We start from the raw sequence: 14,084 nt of genomic DNA on the forward strand, positions 1-14,084 counted from the left end.
AGGGAGCGTGAGGCAACCGTTTCCCCTCCTTGTACGTCAAGTTGAGGGAGGGGCCAGGTAGGTGTCCCAGCATCGGGACGACCGGCCGTTGTGTCCGGCCATTCCGATGGCGTACAAAGTCTGACCGCCCGGTTGCCCCACCCTTTCGTACCCCCCCTAGACTGAACCTCCAGCAGGTGGTTACACGCTCGAAAGGCGCCCCCGTGTCCATCGGCAACTCCCCTGAAGACGACCGTCCTTCGGATGACCTCCACGCGACGCCCCCACCGGCCGTCGAGCAGGCGCCCGCGCCCGCGGACGACCGTCCCTCGATCGGACGCGTCCTCCGTCAGGGGCGCGTCGACGCCGGGATGACCGTCGACGAAGTCAGTACGTCCACGCGGGTGCGCGTCCCGATCGTGCACGCGATCGAGGAGGACGACTTCTCCCGGTGCGGCGGCGACGTCTACGCCCGCGGTCACATCCGGACCATCGCGCGCGCCGTGGGCGTCGATCCCGTGCCGCTTCTCGCCCAGTTCGCCGACGAGCACGGCGGGCGGCCCGCGCCGACCCCGGCCGCTCCGCTCTTCGAGGCCGAGCGGATCAGGTCCGAGCCGCGCCGGCCGAACTGGACGGCGGCCATGGTCGCCGCGATCGTCGCGGTGATCGGCTTCGTCGGGTTCACCGCGTTCGGCGGCGGCGACGACGGCGGTGCCAAGCAGCAGGCTGCCGAGGGTGCGACACCGGCCACCGGCAAGCCGAAGCCCACGCAGACCCCCAAGCCCACCAAGCCCACCGATCCCAAGCCCGAGCCGTCCGACAGCGCGATCGCGGCCGCGCCCCGGGACAAGGTCACCGTCAAGATCAACGCGGCGGACGGCCGCAGCTGGATCTCCGCGAAGGACCACAACGGACGCATCATGTTCGACGGCCTGCTCGAACAGGGTGAGTCGAAGACGTTCCAGGACAACCAGAAGGTCGACCTCGTCCTCGGCGATGCGGGCGCCATCCAGCTGTACGTGAACGGCAAGCAGGTGGACAACGAGTTCGAGCCCGGACAGGTCGAGCGCCTTACCTACACCAAGGGTGATCCCGAGGTCGGATGAGCGGGAGGTTGCCCGGCGATGATCTCCGGGTAACCCTCGCGGGCGGGGCTGTCGGTGGGACGAAGTAGTCTTGAGTCCATGCCCGAACGCCGTACCGTCGCCCTTGTCACTCTTGGCTGCGCCCGTAACGAGGTGGACTCGGAGGAGCTCGCAGGCCGCTTGGAGGCGGACGGCTGGGAGCTCGTCGAGGACGCCGAGGCCGCAGACGTCGCTGTCGTCAACACCTGTGGCTTCGTCGAAGCCGCCAAGAAGGACTCCGTCGACGCCCTTCTCGAAGCCAATGACCTCAAGGGCCATGGCAGAACCCAGGCCGTCGTGGCCGTCGGCTGCATGGCCGAGCGGTACGGCAAGGACCTGGCGGAAGCTCTCCCCGAGGCCGACGGCGTGCTCGGCTTCGACGACTACGCCGACATCTCAGACCGGCTCCAGACCATTCTCAACGGCGGCATCCACGCCTCCCACACCCCGCGTGACCGGCGCAAGCTGCTGCCGATCAGCCCTGCCGAGCGGCAGGACGCGGGCGCCGAGGTGGCGCTCCCCGGACACGCCCCCGTGGACCTGCCCGACGGTCTCGCGCCCGCGTCCGGCCCCCGTGCCCCGCTGCGCCGCCGCCTCGGGTCGAACCCCGTCGCCTCGGTGAAGCTGGCGTCCGGCTGCGACCGCCGCTGCTCGTTCTGCGCCATCCCGTCCTTCCGCGGCTCCTTCATCTCGCGCCGGCCCAGCGATGTCCTCGGTGAGACGCGCTGGCTCGCCGAACAGGGCGTCAAGGAGGTCATGCTCGTCTCCGAGAACAACACCTCGTACGGCAAGGACCTCGGCGACATCCGACTCCTGGAGACGCTGCTGCCCGAGCTGGCCGCCGTCGATGGGATCGAGCGGGTGCGCGTCAGCTACCTCCAGCCCGCCGAGATGCGCCCCGGCCTCATCGACGTCCTCACGGGCACCGACAAGGTCGTCCCGTACTTCGATCTCTCGTTCCAGCACTCGGCGCCCGCCGTGCTGCGCTCCATGCGGCGCTTCGGGGACACCGACCGGTTCCTCGACCTGCTCTCCACGATCCGGGACAGGGCGCCGCAGGCCGGTGTCCGGTCGAACTTCATCGTGGGCTTCCCCGGCGAGAGCGAGGCCGACCTGGCCGAGCTGGAGCGCTTCCTCACCGGCGCCCGCCTCGACGCGATCGGCATCTTCGGCTACTCCGACGAGGAGGGCACCGAAGCCGCGACGTACGAGCACAAGCTCGACGAGGACGTCGTCGCCGAGCGCCTCGCGCGCGTGTCGAGGCTCGCCGAGGAGCTGGTCTCGCAGCGCGCGGACGAGCGCGTCGGCGAGACGGTCCACGTGCTCGTCGAGTCCATCGACGACGAGGACGGCGCTGTCGGGCGCGGAGAGCACCAGGCGCCCGAGACGGACGGACAGGTGCTGCTCACGAGCAGCGAGGGCCTGAGCGTGGGTCGTATCGTCGAGGCAAAGGTGATCGGCACCCAGGGCGTGGACCTGGTCGCCGAGCCGCTCGGGTGTTCTGAGGAGGCGGGCAGATGACCGGAGTCCCGGCGTCCGCTACGGGCGGTTCCGGTAGGCCGGCGCCCGGCGGGAAGCTGGGTGCTGCGGCCGTCAACCAGGCCAGCCTGTGGAACATCGCGAACATCCTGACCATGGTCCGGCTCCTCCTGGTGCCGGGTTTCGTCGTGCTCTTGCTCGCCGACGGCGGTTACGACCCCGTCTGGCGCGCCTGGGCCTGGGCGGCCTTCGCCGTCGCCATGATCACGGATGTCTTCGACGGGCATCTGGCGCGCACGTACAACCTGGTCACGGACTTCGGGAAGATCGCCGACCCCATCGCCGACAAGGCGATCATGGGGGCGGCCCTCCTCTGTCTCTCCAGCCTCGGCGACCTCCCCTGGTGGGTGACGGGAGTGATCCTCGGACGTGAGCTCGGGATCACCCTGCTGCGCTTCTGGGTCATCCGGTACGGGGTGATCCCGGCCAGCCGCGGCGGCAAGATGAAGACTCTCGCGCAGGGCACGGCGGTCGGGATGTACGTGCTGGCGCTGACCGGGCCGCTGGCCACCTTCCGGTTCTGGGTGATGGCGGTGGCGGTCGCGCTGACCGTGCTCACCGGCCTCGACTACGTGAAGCAGGCCGTGGTGCTGCGGCGGCAGGGCATGGCGGACGAGCGTGCCGCCCGCGACGAACGTGAGGCGGCGGCGGAGCAGTGACGTCCGGAGCGGTCGGCGGTGGCGGGGCGGACGGCCTCGCCACCGCCGCCGTGGTGCTCCGGCTGCTCACCGAGCGCGGCGAGACCCTCGCGGTCGCCGAGTCGCTCACCGGCGGCCTCGTGGCGGCCGGCATCACCTCGGTGCCCGGCGCCTCACGCGTCTTCCGCGGGTCCGTGACCTCGTACGCGACCGAGCTGAAACGGGACGTCCTCGGCGTCGACAGCACTCTCCTGGCCGAGCGAGGGGCGGTTGATCCCGAGGTCGCCCTGCAGATGGCGACCGGGGTGCGCAGGGTCCTCGGCGCGGACTGGGGAATCGCGACCACAGGGGTGGCCGGACCCGACGAACAGGACGGACAGCCGGTGGGGACGGTGTTCGTGGCCGTCGCCGGCCCGGGGGATTCCACGTCCTTCGAGGCGGGCTCCGGAGGGGCTGACGCGGGAGCCGGCGCCGGGGTTGAGGGCTTCGGGGCCCAGGCCGGCAGTTTCGCTCGTAGCCGGAAAGTGGCCGCGTTGCGGTTGAACGGCGACCGTTCGGAAATCCGTATGAAGAGTGTACGGAGTGTGCTTGAGCTGCTGCTCGAGCGGCTCTTGAGCGAACGCGCAGAGAATGAGCGGGCACAGGATACGGAACAGAACGGGGGGTTTTGATGTTTACAGCCCTGAGTGAACACGACATCGCTCCCCGCACGGCCGCGGCGCAAGGCGGTACGGTGGGGCGTGAAGGATGCGGCTACGCGGTCCGAGGAGGGAGCCACCGATGATTCTGCTCCGTCGCCTGCTGGGTGACGTGCTGCGTCGGCAGCGCCAGCGCCAGGGCCGTACTCTGCGCGAAGTCTCCTCGTCCGCCCGAGTCTCGCTCGGCTATCTCTCCGAGGTGGAGCGGGGGCAGAAGGAGGCATCCTCCGAGCTGCTGTCCGCTATTTGCGACGCGCTTGACGTACGGATGTCCGAGCTCATGCGCGAGGTGAGCGACGAGCTCGCTCTCGCCGAGCTGGCCGAGTCGGCAGCGGCTACTGATCCGGTGCCCGCACCGGTTCGCCCGCGGCTCAATTCTGTCTCCGTGGCCGGTGTCCCACCGGAACGGGTGACCATCAAGGCGCCTGCGGAAGCGGTGGACGTCGTCGCTGCGTGAGTTCGCGCGGCGTGATGCCTCGTGCAGGTGTCACTCATAAGTGTGTGAAAGCCCCGGCCGGGAGATCGGCCGGGGCTTTTGCACGTCGAGGGTGTGGGTGGCGGATGCGGGGTGTCAGGGGGCGGACGGGGGTCCTTGGAGTGGTGGGCCAGGGGGCGGGAGAGGCTCGACATGCCCGCATCAGGGCATTCGTGCCATGGTGAAGGGGATTTCGACGTGCGCGGGAGCGCCTTCGGTGTGCGGGAACGCCTCCGGAGCGCCCTGCCGCCGGGTGGCGCCGGCGTTCGGGTTCGATCCGATCCGGCATCGGGCAGGAGGTGGCGGCCGTGGCGTGGCGGACCGTGCGCGGAATACCGGCCGGGGTGTGGCGGAACGCGCGCTGGATACCGGCCGTGGCCTTCGGGGCGCTGTGGTGGTGGGGCATGCTGCGGCTGGCCTTCTCGCCGGACGCGGGAGCGTTCGAGGGGGCCGTGGCGGCCGGCGGGTGGGGGCTGAGCCTGCTGCCGGTGCACTGTGTGCCCAAGGCCCGGGCCGAGAGGGAGGTGGGGGCCGTGAGGCGGGGCGGGACTTCTGTGGGGGCGAGGCGGTCTTCTGAGGCGGCTGTGGGGGCGAGGCGGCCATCTGGGGAGGCTGTGGGGGCGACAGGGACCGATGGGGCGGGGATGAGAGCGAGGCGGTCCGCGAGGGCCGGCCTGCTTACCAGGGCATGGCGACGCCGCCGTTCGGGCGGAGGATCTGGCCCGTCGTGAACGATGACGCGTCCGACGCCAGGTGCAGGACGGCGTGGGCGATGTCGTCCGCCTCGCCCACGCGGCCCAGCGGGGACATCCGGACCATCAGAGCCTCGGTGTGCGACTGCTCCGACGCGTCGTGGCGGCCGGTCATGGGCGTACGGATCCAGCCGGGCGCGACCGCGTTGACGCGGATGCCCTGCGGGCCGACCTCGGTCGCCAGGGTCTTCGTCAGCTGGACGACCGCGGCCTTCGAGACGCCGTAGCAGAGCAGTCCGGGGCCGCCGGTGTCCACGGCGCCCGACGCCATCGTGACGATGCTGCCGCGAGTGCCTGTCGCGATCATGGCGCGGGCGGCCTCCTGGCAGGCGTACAGCACCCCCTTGAAATTGATGCCGAGGACGCGGTCGAGGTCCTCGTCGCGGGTCTCCAGGACGGGGCTGCTGTGCATGATCCCGGCGATCGCGGCCATGACGTCGAGACGGCCCGTCGCATCGACGGCCGCGGCCACCGCTTCGGCGAGCTGGGTGCGGTCCGCGACGTCGAGGGCGTGAGTGCGCGCCGTGCCGCCCCTGGCCTTGATCAGCGTCTCCGTCTCGTGCAGGCCCTGCGCGTCGCGGTCGGCGCAGTGCACGGTGGCTCCGGCGTCGGCCAGGAGCAGGGCGGAAGCGCGTCCGATGCCGCTCGCGGCGCCGGTGACGAATGCGGTGCGTCCGGTGAGGTCGTACGCGGTGACGGGCATGAGGGGACCGTACGAGCATTTCTGACGCATCGTCAATTAGCTTGTACGGGCTATCTGGTGTCGTTCCGCTGAGGGCTGAGCTATCTGGCGCGCGCGGGCTTCTTGGCGTACGGGCGTGGGGCCGGGCCGTGTTGGCAGGAGGGGCACCAGTAGGTGGGGCGGTCGCGGGAGCCGTCGCCCTGGTCGGCCACGCGGATCGGGGTGCGGCAGCGTAGACAGGGGCGAGGCGCCCGGCCGTAGACGTAGAGCCGCTGGCCGGGGCGGCCGCTGCCGGTGGTGACGCGTGCGGGGCGGTCGCGATTGGCTTCGAGGAGCTCCTTGGCGAGCTCGGGGAGTCGAGCGGCGGTGTCGTCGGGGAGGTCGCCGACGGGCAGCCATGGGGTGACCCGGAGGAGGAAGCACAGCTCGGACTTGTAGACGTTGCCGATGCCCGCGAGATTGCGCTGGTCGAGGAGTGCCTCGCCGAGGGGGCGGGCCGGGTCGCTGAGCAGATTGCGCAGGGCCGTTTCGGCGTCCCAGTCCGGGCCGAGCAGGTCGGGGCCGAGGTGGCCGACCACCTTGATCTCGTCGGCCGTGCGCATGAGTTCGAGGACGGGGAGGCGGTAGCCCACGGCGGTGCGGGTGGCGTTGCCGAGGATCGCGCGGATCTGGTGGCCGGGGCCGCCGGTCCACCGCTCGCCGAGTGCGTAGACCTTCCAGGAGCCGTCCATGCGGAGGTGCGAGTGCAGGGTGAGGCCGCCCTCGATGCGGGTGAGGAGGTGCTTGCCGCGCGGGATGACGTCGAGGACCGTGCGGCCGGTCAGGTCGGCCGTCGCGAAGCGGGGCACGCGCAGGTCGGAGCGGATGAGCACCTGGCCCGCGAGGGCGGTGTGCAGACGCCGCGCGGTCTGCAGGACGGTGTCTCCTTCGGGCATGGGTCAAGGGTGGCACGGGTGACAGCAGTGGGGTGGTCGGCGTGGGCCGGCGTGAGGAGCGGGGCCGGCATGGGGGAGTGGTGGGCCGGTGCGGTTTGGGGTGACGTCGTGGGGGATCGGGTGGGCGCCTTCCGCGCGGGGTCGGGTCTACGCGCGCAGGCGTAGGCCTCGCGGGGTTGCGTGGAAGCCGGCCGTTTCCAGGAGGGGCGAGAACGGTGAGGTCAGAGCCGCGGAGCCGTTGATCCGCTCCACGGTGATCGTGCCGAGGGAACCCGCTCTGGCGGCGTCGGCCAGTGCCTCCGCGGCGGCGGGCAGCCGGGAGTCCTCGGCGACCTCGGCCGCGGAGAGCGCGCCGGCGTCGCCTTCGGACGCCGGCCAGGCCAGCAGGGTCTTGCCGCCGCGCTCCATGTAGAGGGTCAGCTCGCCGTCGACGAGCACGACCAGGGAGCCCGCCTTGCGGCCCGGCTTGTGTCCGGCGCCGGTGGGGGAGTCGGGCCAGGTCAGGGCAGCGCCATAGGCGTTCGCCGGGTCCGCGGCGGCGAGAACGATGGCTCTGGACGCGGCTCTTCGGCGGCGCGGGGTGCGATCGGGGCCGGGGCGGCCGTGTGCGGGCCAGGCGTTGTGTTCCGCGAAGTCCGGGGGGAAATCCGGGACGGCGTCCGGGGAGAGGCCGGGGGGCAAGTCCGGGGGGAAGTCCGGGATGGGGTGCGGTCCGGTGGCGGTGGACCACGACGGATCCCAGGCCGCCGACGGGTCGGTCGCGGAGTTCACGGGAGCCCCGGGCGGACCGGCGTAGGGGTCGGGCGGGGTGTCCCCGCGGTCGCGTGCGTTCGCGGCCGCGCGCAGGCGGTCCACCGCGCCGTCCATCGCGAACTGTGCGGCGCCGAGGCCCTCGACGACGTACCCCCGCCGGGCCTGGCCGCTCTCCTCGAAGGCGGACAGGATGCGGTACACCGCGGAGAAGCCGCCCTCCACGCCCTCCGCGGCGACGGCGCCCCGGGTCACGACGCCGTGCCGGTCGAGGAGCGTGCGGGCCAGGGCATGGGCGCGCACGGTCGGGTCGGGGTCGACTGTGGGCAGCAGCGACCAGCGGCCCGCGACGGTCGGCGGGCCCGAGCGGGAGGCGGTCCGCGCGGCGGCGGTGAGGCCCCCGTAGCGGCCGCGCGGGATCGCGCGGCGGGCGCGATGAGCCGTGGATCCCGCGGTGCGGCCCGACCCGAGGAGCGAGCGCATCGGGGCCAGCGTGTCGTTCGTGAGCCGCCCGGACCAGGCGAGATCCCAGAGTGTGTCCGCCAGTTGAGGATCGGTGGCGTCGGGGTGCGTCGTCGCGCGGACCTGGTCGGCGATCTGGCGGAAGAACAGGCCGTAGCCGCCGGAGAGCGTGTCCAGGACGGACTGGTGGAGAGCGGTGAGCTCCAGGGGGTGCGGTGCGGGGAGCAGCAGGGGTGCCGTGTCGGCCAGGTACAGGGAGACCCAGCCGTCCTTGCCGGGCAGGGAGCCCGCGCCTGCCCAAACGACTTCGCCCGACGCCGTGAGTTCGTCGAGCATCGCGGGCGTGTAGCCCGAGACCCGGGACGGCAGGACGAGCTTCTCCAGGGCGGACGCCGGTACGGACGCGCCCTGCAACTGCTCCACCGCGCGCACCAGACCGTCGACACCGCGCAGTCCGTGCCCGCCCAAGTGCTGCCACTGGGGCAGGAACTGGGCGAGGGCGGCGGGCGGGACCGGCTCCAGCTCGTGCCGCAGGGCCGCGAGCGAGCGCCGGCGCAGTCGGCGGAGCACCGTCGCGTCGCACCACTCCTGGCCGATGCCGGCCGGATGGAACTCGCCCTGCACCACCCGCCCGTTCGCCGCCAGGCGTTGCAGTGCGCCGTCCGTGACCGCCGCGCCGAGGCCGAAGCGGGTGGCGGCCGCGGCCGAGGTGAACGGGCCGTGCGTGCGCGCGTACCGGGCGAGAAGGTCGCCCAGAGGATCCTTGACGGGCTCCGTGAAGGCCTCGGGCACGCCGACGGGCAGCGCGGTGCCGAGCGCGTCCCGCAGCCGGCCCGCGTCCTCGATCGCCGCCCAGTGGTCGGCTCCCGCGATACGGACCCGGATGGCGCGGCGGGCGGACGCCAGCTCCTCGGCCCACCCCGGCTCGGCGCCCCGGTCCGCCAACTCGGCGTCCGTGAGAGGCCCGAGGACGCGCAACAGGTCCGCGACGCCCTCGACGTCCTTGATGCGGCGGTCGTCGGTGCGCCACTGGAGCTCCTGCTCCAGTTCGGCGAGCACGTCCGCGTCGAGGAGCTCGCGCAGCTCGGCCTGGCCGAGCAGTTCGGCGAGCAGCCGCGAGTCCAGCGAGAGCGCCGCGGCGCGCCGCTCGGCGAGCGGGGAGTCGCCCTCGTACAGGAACTGGGCGACATAGCCGAACAGGAGGGAGCGGGCGAACGGAGAGGCCTCCGGGGTCGTCACCTCGACGAGGCGGACCTTGCGGGACTCGATGTCACCCATCAGCTCGGCGAGGCCGGGCACGTCGAAGACGTCCTGGAGGCACTCCCGTACGGCTTCGAGGACGATCGGGAACGAGCCGAACTCGCTGGCCACCTGGAGGAGTTGGGAGGCGCGCTGGCGCTGCTGCCACAGGGGGGTGCGCTTGCCGGGGTTGCGGCGGGGCAACAGCAGCGCGCGGGCCGCGCACTCGCGGAAGCGGGCCGCGAACAGGGCCGAGCCGCCGACCTGGTCGGTGACGATCTGGCTGACGTCGCCCTTGTCGAAGGAGACGTCGGCGGCCCCGAGGGGCGCCTGGTCGGCGTCGTACTCCGAACCGGCCTTCGAGGGCTCCTGGTCCAGGAGGTCGAGGCTCATGAGGTCGGCGTCGGGAAGGCGCAGCACGATGCCGTCGTCGGCGTGCATCACCTGGGCGTCCATGCCGTACTTCTCGCCGAGCCTGGCGCCGAGAGCGAGCGCCCAGGGGGCGTGCACCTGCGCGCCGAAGGGGGAGTGCACGACGACCCGCCAGTCGCCCAGCTCGTCACGGAACCGCTCGACCACGATGGTGCGGTCGTCCGGGATGTGGCCGCAGGCCTCGCGCTGCTCGGACAGATAGGCCAGCACATTGTCGGCGGCCCACGCGTCCAGGCCCGCCGCGAGCAGCCGGAGCCGCGCGTCCTCCGTGGACAGGGAGCCGACCTCGCGCAGGAACGCGCCCACCGCGCGCCCCAGTTCGAGCGGGCGGCCGAGCTGGTCGCCCTTCCAGAACGGGAGCCTGCCCGGGACGCCGGGCGCGGGGGAGACCAGCACGCGGTCGCGCGTGATGTCCTCGATGCGCCAGGAACTCGTACCGAGGGTGAACACGTCGCCCACCCGGGACTCGTAGACCATCTCCTCGTCGAGCTCACCCACCCGGCCCCCGCCCTTCTTGGGGTCGGATCCGGCGAGGAACACCCCGAAGAGGCCGCGGTCCGGAATCGTGCCCCCGGAGGTGACGGCCAGGCGCTGGGCACCGGGGCGTCCGGTGACCGTGCCGGCGATGCGGTCCCACACCACGCGTGGACGCAGCTCGGCGAACGCGTCGGAGGGATAGCGGCCCGCGAGCATGTCGAGAACGCCGGTGAACGCGGACTCCGGAAGCGATGCGAAGGGGGCCGCACGGCGGACGAGCGCCAGCAGGTCGTCCACCTGCCAGGTGTCGAGCGCCGTGATCGCGACGAGCTGCTGGGCCAGCACGTCCAGGGGGTTGGCGGGGATGCGGAGGGACTCGATGGAGCCCGTGCGCATCCGCTCGGTGACCACCGCCGCCTGGACGAGGTCACCCCGGTACTTCGGGAAGACGACGCCTGTGGAGACCGCGCCCACCTGGTGTCCCGCACGGCCCACGCGCTGGAGGCCGGACGCCACGGAGGGCGGGGACTCCACCTGGACGACGAGATCCACCGCGCCCATGTCGATGCCCAGCTCGAGGCTGGACGTGGCCACCACGGCGGGCAGCCGGCCCGCCTTCAGGTCCTCCTCGACGAGGGCGCGCTGCTCCTTGGAGACCGATCCGTGGTGGGCGCGGGCGATGACCGCCGGCGCTCCGTTCGCCGCGCCCGAGCCGCCCATCAGCTCGGCCGGTGCGTGGTCCTCGGGGAGGGCCTCGCCCGTCGCCCGCTCGTACGCGATCTCGTTCAGCCGGTTGCACAGGCGCTCGGCCAGGCGGCGGGAGTTGGCGAAGACGATCGTCGAGCGGTGCGACTGGACCAGGTCGGCGATGCGCTCCTCGACATGCGGCCAGATGGACGGCCGCTCCGCGCCCTGGTCGGAGTCCGCGACGGGTGAGCCGCCGAGCTCGCCCAGGTCCTCCACGGGCACGACCACCGAGAGGTCGAACTCCTTGCCCGAGCGCGGCTGGACGATCTCCACCTTGCGCTGCGGCGACAGATAGCGCGCCACCTCGTCCACAGGGCGGACCGTCGCCGACAGTCCGATCCGGCGGGCGGGCCGGGGGAGCAGCTCGTCGAGGCGCTCCAGGGACAGCGCGAGATGGGCGCCGCGCTTGGTGCCCGCGACCGCGTGCACCTCGTCGAGAATCACCGTCTCGATGCCCGTGAGCGCGTCACGCGCGGCGGAGGTGAGCATCAGGAACAGCGACTCGGGCGTCGTGATCAGAATGTCCGGCGGCCGGGTCGACAGGGCGCGGCGCTCGGCCGGGGGAGTGTCCCCGGAGCGGATGCCGACCTTCACCTCGGGCTCGGGCAGTCCCAGGCGCACCGACTCCTGCCGGATACCGGTGAGCGGGCTGCGCAGATTGCGCTCCACGTCTACCGCGAGGGCTTTGAGGGGCGAGACGTACAGGACGCGGCAGCGCTTCTTCGGGTCGGCCGGCGGTGGCGTCGACGCCAGCTGGTCCAGGGCGGCCAGGAACGCGGCCAGCGTCTTGCCGGAACCCGTCGGCGCGACGACCAGCACGTCCGAGCCCTCGCCGATGGCCTGCCACGCCCCGGCCTGCGCGGACGTGGGCGCGGAGAACGCCCCCGTGAACCAACTGCGGGTCGCGGGGGAGAAACCGTCGAGCGGGCTGCGTGCGGACCTGACCATGCACCCATCGTGCACCTCCCCACTGACAACGGCCCGGACCTGCGCAAACGCTCCGCGTCCTGCACCCGGCGGCGGGGCGGTGAGGCCCGCTCGTGGCGCAGAATGGAACACATGGCGGGGTCGGGGACGAAGGAATGGGCCAGGCACTGGCGCTACGAACAGCTGCCGGGCCTCGACCTGCTGCGGGCGCGCTACGTCCGCCACACCTTCCCCCGCCACAGCCATGACGGGTACGTCTTCGGTGCGGTCACCAGCGGGGTCGAGGACGTGGGCCTGCCCTCGGGCACGGTGCACGCGGGCCCCGGCACCGTCGTCATGATCAACCCCGAGGTGGCACACACTGCGCGGGCGGGGGAACCCGGAGGGTGGGCCTACCACACGCTCTACCCGTCGGCCGATGTCATAGCCGAGATCGCGGGCGAGACCATGGCGGTCCGCGGGACCGCCGCGTTCGCCGAGCCGATCGTCGCCGACCCACACGCGGCCCACCTCATCCGCGAGGTGCACCGCGCCGCGGAGGAGGGCAACGCGCTCGCAGCCGACAGCCTGCTGCGCATCGTGGTCGCCCGGCTGCTGCGCGCTCACGGGCAACCCATGACCGCGCGCCCCGTGTGGTCCGCCGGCGCCTCGATCGCGGCACGCGCGCGTGCCGTGCTCGTCGAGCGGATGGCCGAGCCGCCGTCCCTGGAGATCCTCGCCACCGAACTCGACACCAGTCCGTTCGCTCTGCTGCGCGCGTTCAGGGACGCGTACGGCATGCCGCCGCACACCTGGCTCACCGACGCGCGCGTGCGGGCCGCCCGCCGCCTCCTGGACGGCGGCACGGCACCGGCCGACGCGGCCGTGACGGTCGGCTTCACGGACCAGCCGCACCTGAACCGGCACTTCACGCGGATCGTCGGCGTACCGCCCGGCGCCTACCAGCGGGAGCGCAAGAACGTACAAGACCCGGCCGCGCGCTCCCTCGTACCGTCGGAGGCGTGGCAGAACAGACAACATCCGCAGCGATACGCACCGGATCAGGACGCGCCGGGTCAGCCCGGGAGCCGAGCGAGCCTGGGCAAGTGGGGACTCCCGGGGAGGGCAGGCTCGCAGCAGGTGGGCCCGGGAGCGGAGGGCCTGGGAGCGGAGGGTCTGGGAGCGGAGGGTCTGAGAAGGCCGATTCCGCCGTCGTCCGGGACGCGCTCGGCGTCGGCGTCGCTGTCGGACTCTCCGGATTCGCCTTCGGCGTGACCTCGGCCGGCAGCGGCCTCAGCGTGCTCCAGACCTGCGCACTCAGCCTGCTCGTGTTCACCGGGGCCTCGCAGTTCGCCCTCGTCGGCGCGATCGCGGCCGGCGGCAACCCGCTCACCGCGGCGGCGGGCGCCTTCTTCCTCGGGGTGCGCAACTCCTTCTACGGGCTGCGTCTGTCCCAACTGCTGGCCCTCCCGCGCGTGCTGCGCCCCTTCGCCGCGCACTGGGTCATCGACGAGACCACGGCCGTCTCTCTTGCCCAGCCCACGCGCCGCAGCGCCCGTATCGGCTTCACCGTCACGGGACTCACCCTTTACGTGCTGTGGAACCTCACGACCCTGCTCGGGGCGCTCGGCGCGGAGGCTATCGGCGACACCGACGCCTGGGGCCTCGACGCGGCCGGACCAGCGGTCTTCCTGGCGCTGCTCGCGCCGATGCTGCGGACATCGACGGAACGGGCCGTGGCCGGTATCGCCGTCATTCTGGGCCTCGGGCTGCTGCCCGTCCTGCCGGCCGGCGTCCCGGTCCTGGTGGCCGCACTCGCCGCGCCGGCCGTGCTCTACGCAGAGGGGCGCCGGGCGGCACGGAAAGAGACCAAAGAGAGCCCGCACGAGAGCTCACGAGCGACCTCGCAGAAGGCCGACAGCCGACAAGGAGTGAGCCGATGAACATCTGGATCGCGGTCGCGGTGACCGCAGTCGGCTGTTACGCCGTCAAGCTCATCGGCCTCCTCGTGCCCGCCGGCGTCCTGGAACGGCCACTGGTCCGACGACTGGCGGCGCTGCTGCCCGTGGCCCTGCTGGCCGCGCTCACGGCCCAGCAGACCTTCGCCGAAGGCACCACGCTCGTCCTCGACGCGAAGGCGGCCGGGCTGGCCGCGGCGGCGGTCGCGCTGATCTTGCGCGCGCCGTTCCTGGTCGTCGTCGCGGCGGCCGTCGTGGTCACGGCGGGGCTGCGCGCCGTCACGGGGTGAA

Annotated in this window: 10 protein-coding genes and 1 pseudogene; 8 read left to right on the plus strand and 3 right to left on the minus strand. The window is 72.4% G+C overall.

Going from position 1 to position 14,084, the window contains the following annotated elements; translation table 11 throughout:
* Positions 1-203: 203 nt before the first annotated feature.
* The 5 genes from ACZ67T_RS36230 to ACZ67T_RS36250 all read left to right on the plus strand — a co-directional run bounded on the left by ACZ67T_RS36230 (position 204) and on the right by ACZ67T_RS36250 (position 4,435).
* The gene (locus ACZ67T_RS36230) at positions 204-1,085 is read left to right on the plus strand and encodes a helix-turn-helix domain-containing protein (protein ID WP_469989948.1); all 882 of its coding nucleotides are present in this window, start codon (positions 204-206) and stop codon (positions 1,083-1,085) included.
* A 78-nt stretch (positions 1,086-1,163) separates the two neighbouring features.
* The gene (gene rimO, locus ACZ67T_RS36235; protein WP_469989950.1) at positions 1,164-2,624 is read left to right on the plus strand and encodes a 30S ribosomal protein S12 methylthiotransferase RimO; all 1,461 of its coding nucleotides are present in this window, start codon (positions 1,164-1,166) and stop codon (positions 2,622-2,624) included.
* Positions 2,621-3,301 (plus strand): CDP-diacylglycerol--glycerol-3-phosphate 3-phosphatidyltransferase, encoded by a 681-nt coding sequence (gene pgsA, locus ACZ67T_RS36240; protein WP_469989952.1) that lies wholly within the window; start codon positions 2,621-2,623, stop codon positions 3,299-3,301. The genes rimO and pgsA overlap by 4 nt, the downstream gene beginning before the upstream one ends.
* The gene (locus ACZ67T_RS36245; RefSeq protein WP_469989954.1) at positions 3,298-3,951 is read left to right on the plus strand and encodes a CinA family protein; all 654 of its coding nucleotides are present in this window, start codon (positions 3,298-3,300) and stop codon (positions 3,949-3,951) included. The genes pgsA and ACZ67T_RS36245 overlap by 4 nt, the downstream gene beginning before the upstream one ends.
* Before the next feature lie 109 nt (positions 3,952-4,060).
* Positions 4,061-4,435: a helix-turn-helix domain-containing protein gene (locus ACZ67T_RS36250; RefSeq protein WP_100591071.1), complete on the plus strand. Its 375-nt coding sequence runs from the start codon at positions 4,061-4,063 to the stop codon at positions 4,433-4,435.
* Positions 4,436-5,131: 696 nt separating this feature from the next.
* Here ACZ67T_RS36250 and ACZ67T_RS36255 read toward each other — a convergent pair.
* The 3 genes from ACZ67T_RS36255 to ACZ67T_RS36265 form a co-directional block, all read right to left on the minus strand.
* Positions 5,132-5,908: an SDR family NAD(P)-dependent oxidoreductase gene (locus ACZ67T_RS36255; protein WP_469989955.1), complete on the minus strand. Its 777-nt coding sequence runs from the start codon at positions 5,906-5,908 to the stop codon at positions 5,132-5,134.
* An 80-nt stretch (positions 5,909-5,988) separates the two neighbouring features.
* Positions 5,989-6,822: an Fpg/Nei family DNA glycosylase gene (locus tag ACZ67T_RS36260; RefSeq protein ID WP_469989957.1), complete on the minus strand. Its 834-nt coding sequence runs from the start codon at positions 6,820-6,822 to the stop codon at positions 5,989-5,991.
* A 147-nt stretch (positions 6,823-6,969) separates the two neighbouring features.
* Positions 6,970-11,877 (minus strand): ATP-dependent helicase, encoded by a 4,908-nt coding sequence (locus ACZ67T_RS36265; RefSeq protein ID WP_469989958.1) that lies wholly within the window; start codon positions 11,875-11,877, stop codon positions 6,970-6,972.
* Between the two features lie 111 nt (positions 11,878-11,988).
* Between ACZ67T_RS36265 and ACZ67T_RS36270 the strand changes: the two are divergent.
* From ACZ67T_RS36270 to ACZ67T_RS36280, 3 genes and pseudogenes are all read left to right on the plus strand, one after another.
* Positions 11,989-12,744, plus strand: a pseudogene (locus ACZ67T_RS36270) (AraC family transcriptional regulator); the annotation flags it as partial.
* 197 nt (positions 12,745-12,941) lie between these two features.
* Positions 12,942-13,778 carry an AzlC family ABC transporter permease gene (locus ACZ67T_RS36275; RefSeq protein WP_469989959.1) on the plus strand — a complete coding sequence of 279 codons (837 nt, stop codon included), beginning with the start codon at positions 12,942-12,944 and terminating at the stop codon, positions 13,776-13,778.
* A complete protein-coding gene (locus ACZ67T_RS36280; protein ID WP_326773814.1) occupies positions 13,775-14,083 on the plus strand; it encodes an AzlD domain-containing protein in 309 nt (102 codons plus the stop codon). The genes ACZ67T_RS36275 and ACZ67T_RS36280 overlap by 4 nt, the downstream gene beginning before the upstream one ends.
* Position 14,084: the final 1 nt, after the last annotated feature.

The sequence above is a fragment of the Streptomyces sp. NPDC107517 genome (assembly GCF_055582645.1).

Excerpts from the sequence above, each read along its gene's own strand:
- rimO (WP_469989950.1), top strand. The coding sequence starts at position 1,164 with ATGCCCGAACGCCGTACCGTCGCCCTTGTCACTCTTGGCTGCGCCCGT.
- pgsA (WP_469989952.1), top strand. The coding sequence starts at position 2,621 with ATGACCGGAGTCCCGGCGTCCGCTACGGGCGGTTCCGGTAGGCCGGCG.
- ACZ67T_RS36250 (WP_100591071.1), top strand. The coding sequence starts at position 4,061 with ATGATTCTGCTCCGTCGCCTGCTGGGTGACGTGCTGCGTCGGCAGCGC.
- ACZ67T_RS36255 (WP_469989955.1), bottom strand. The coding sequence starts at position 5,908 with ATGCCCGTCACCGCGTACGACCTCACCGGACGCACCGCATTCGTCACC.
- ACZ67T_RS36260 (WP_469989957.1), bottom strand. The coding sequence starts at position 6,822 with ATGCCCGAAGGAGACACCGTCCTGCAGACCGCGCGGCGTCTGCACACC.
- ACZ67T_RS36265 (WP_469989958.1), bottom strand. The coding sequence starts at position 11,877 with ATGGTCAGGTCCGCACGCAGCCCGCTCGACGGTTTCTCCCCCGCGACC.
- ACZ67T_RS36280 (WP_326773814.1), top strand. The coding sequence starts at position 13,775 with ATGAACATCTGGATCGCGGTCGCGGTGACCGCAGTCGGCTGTTACGCC.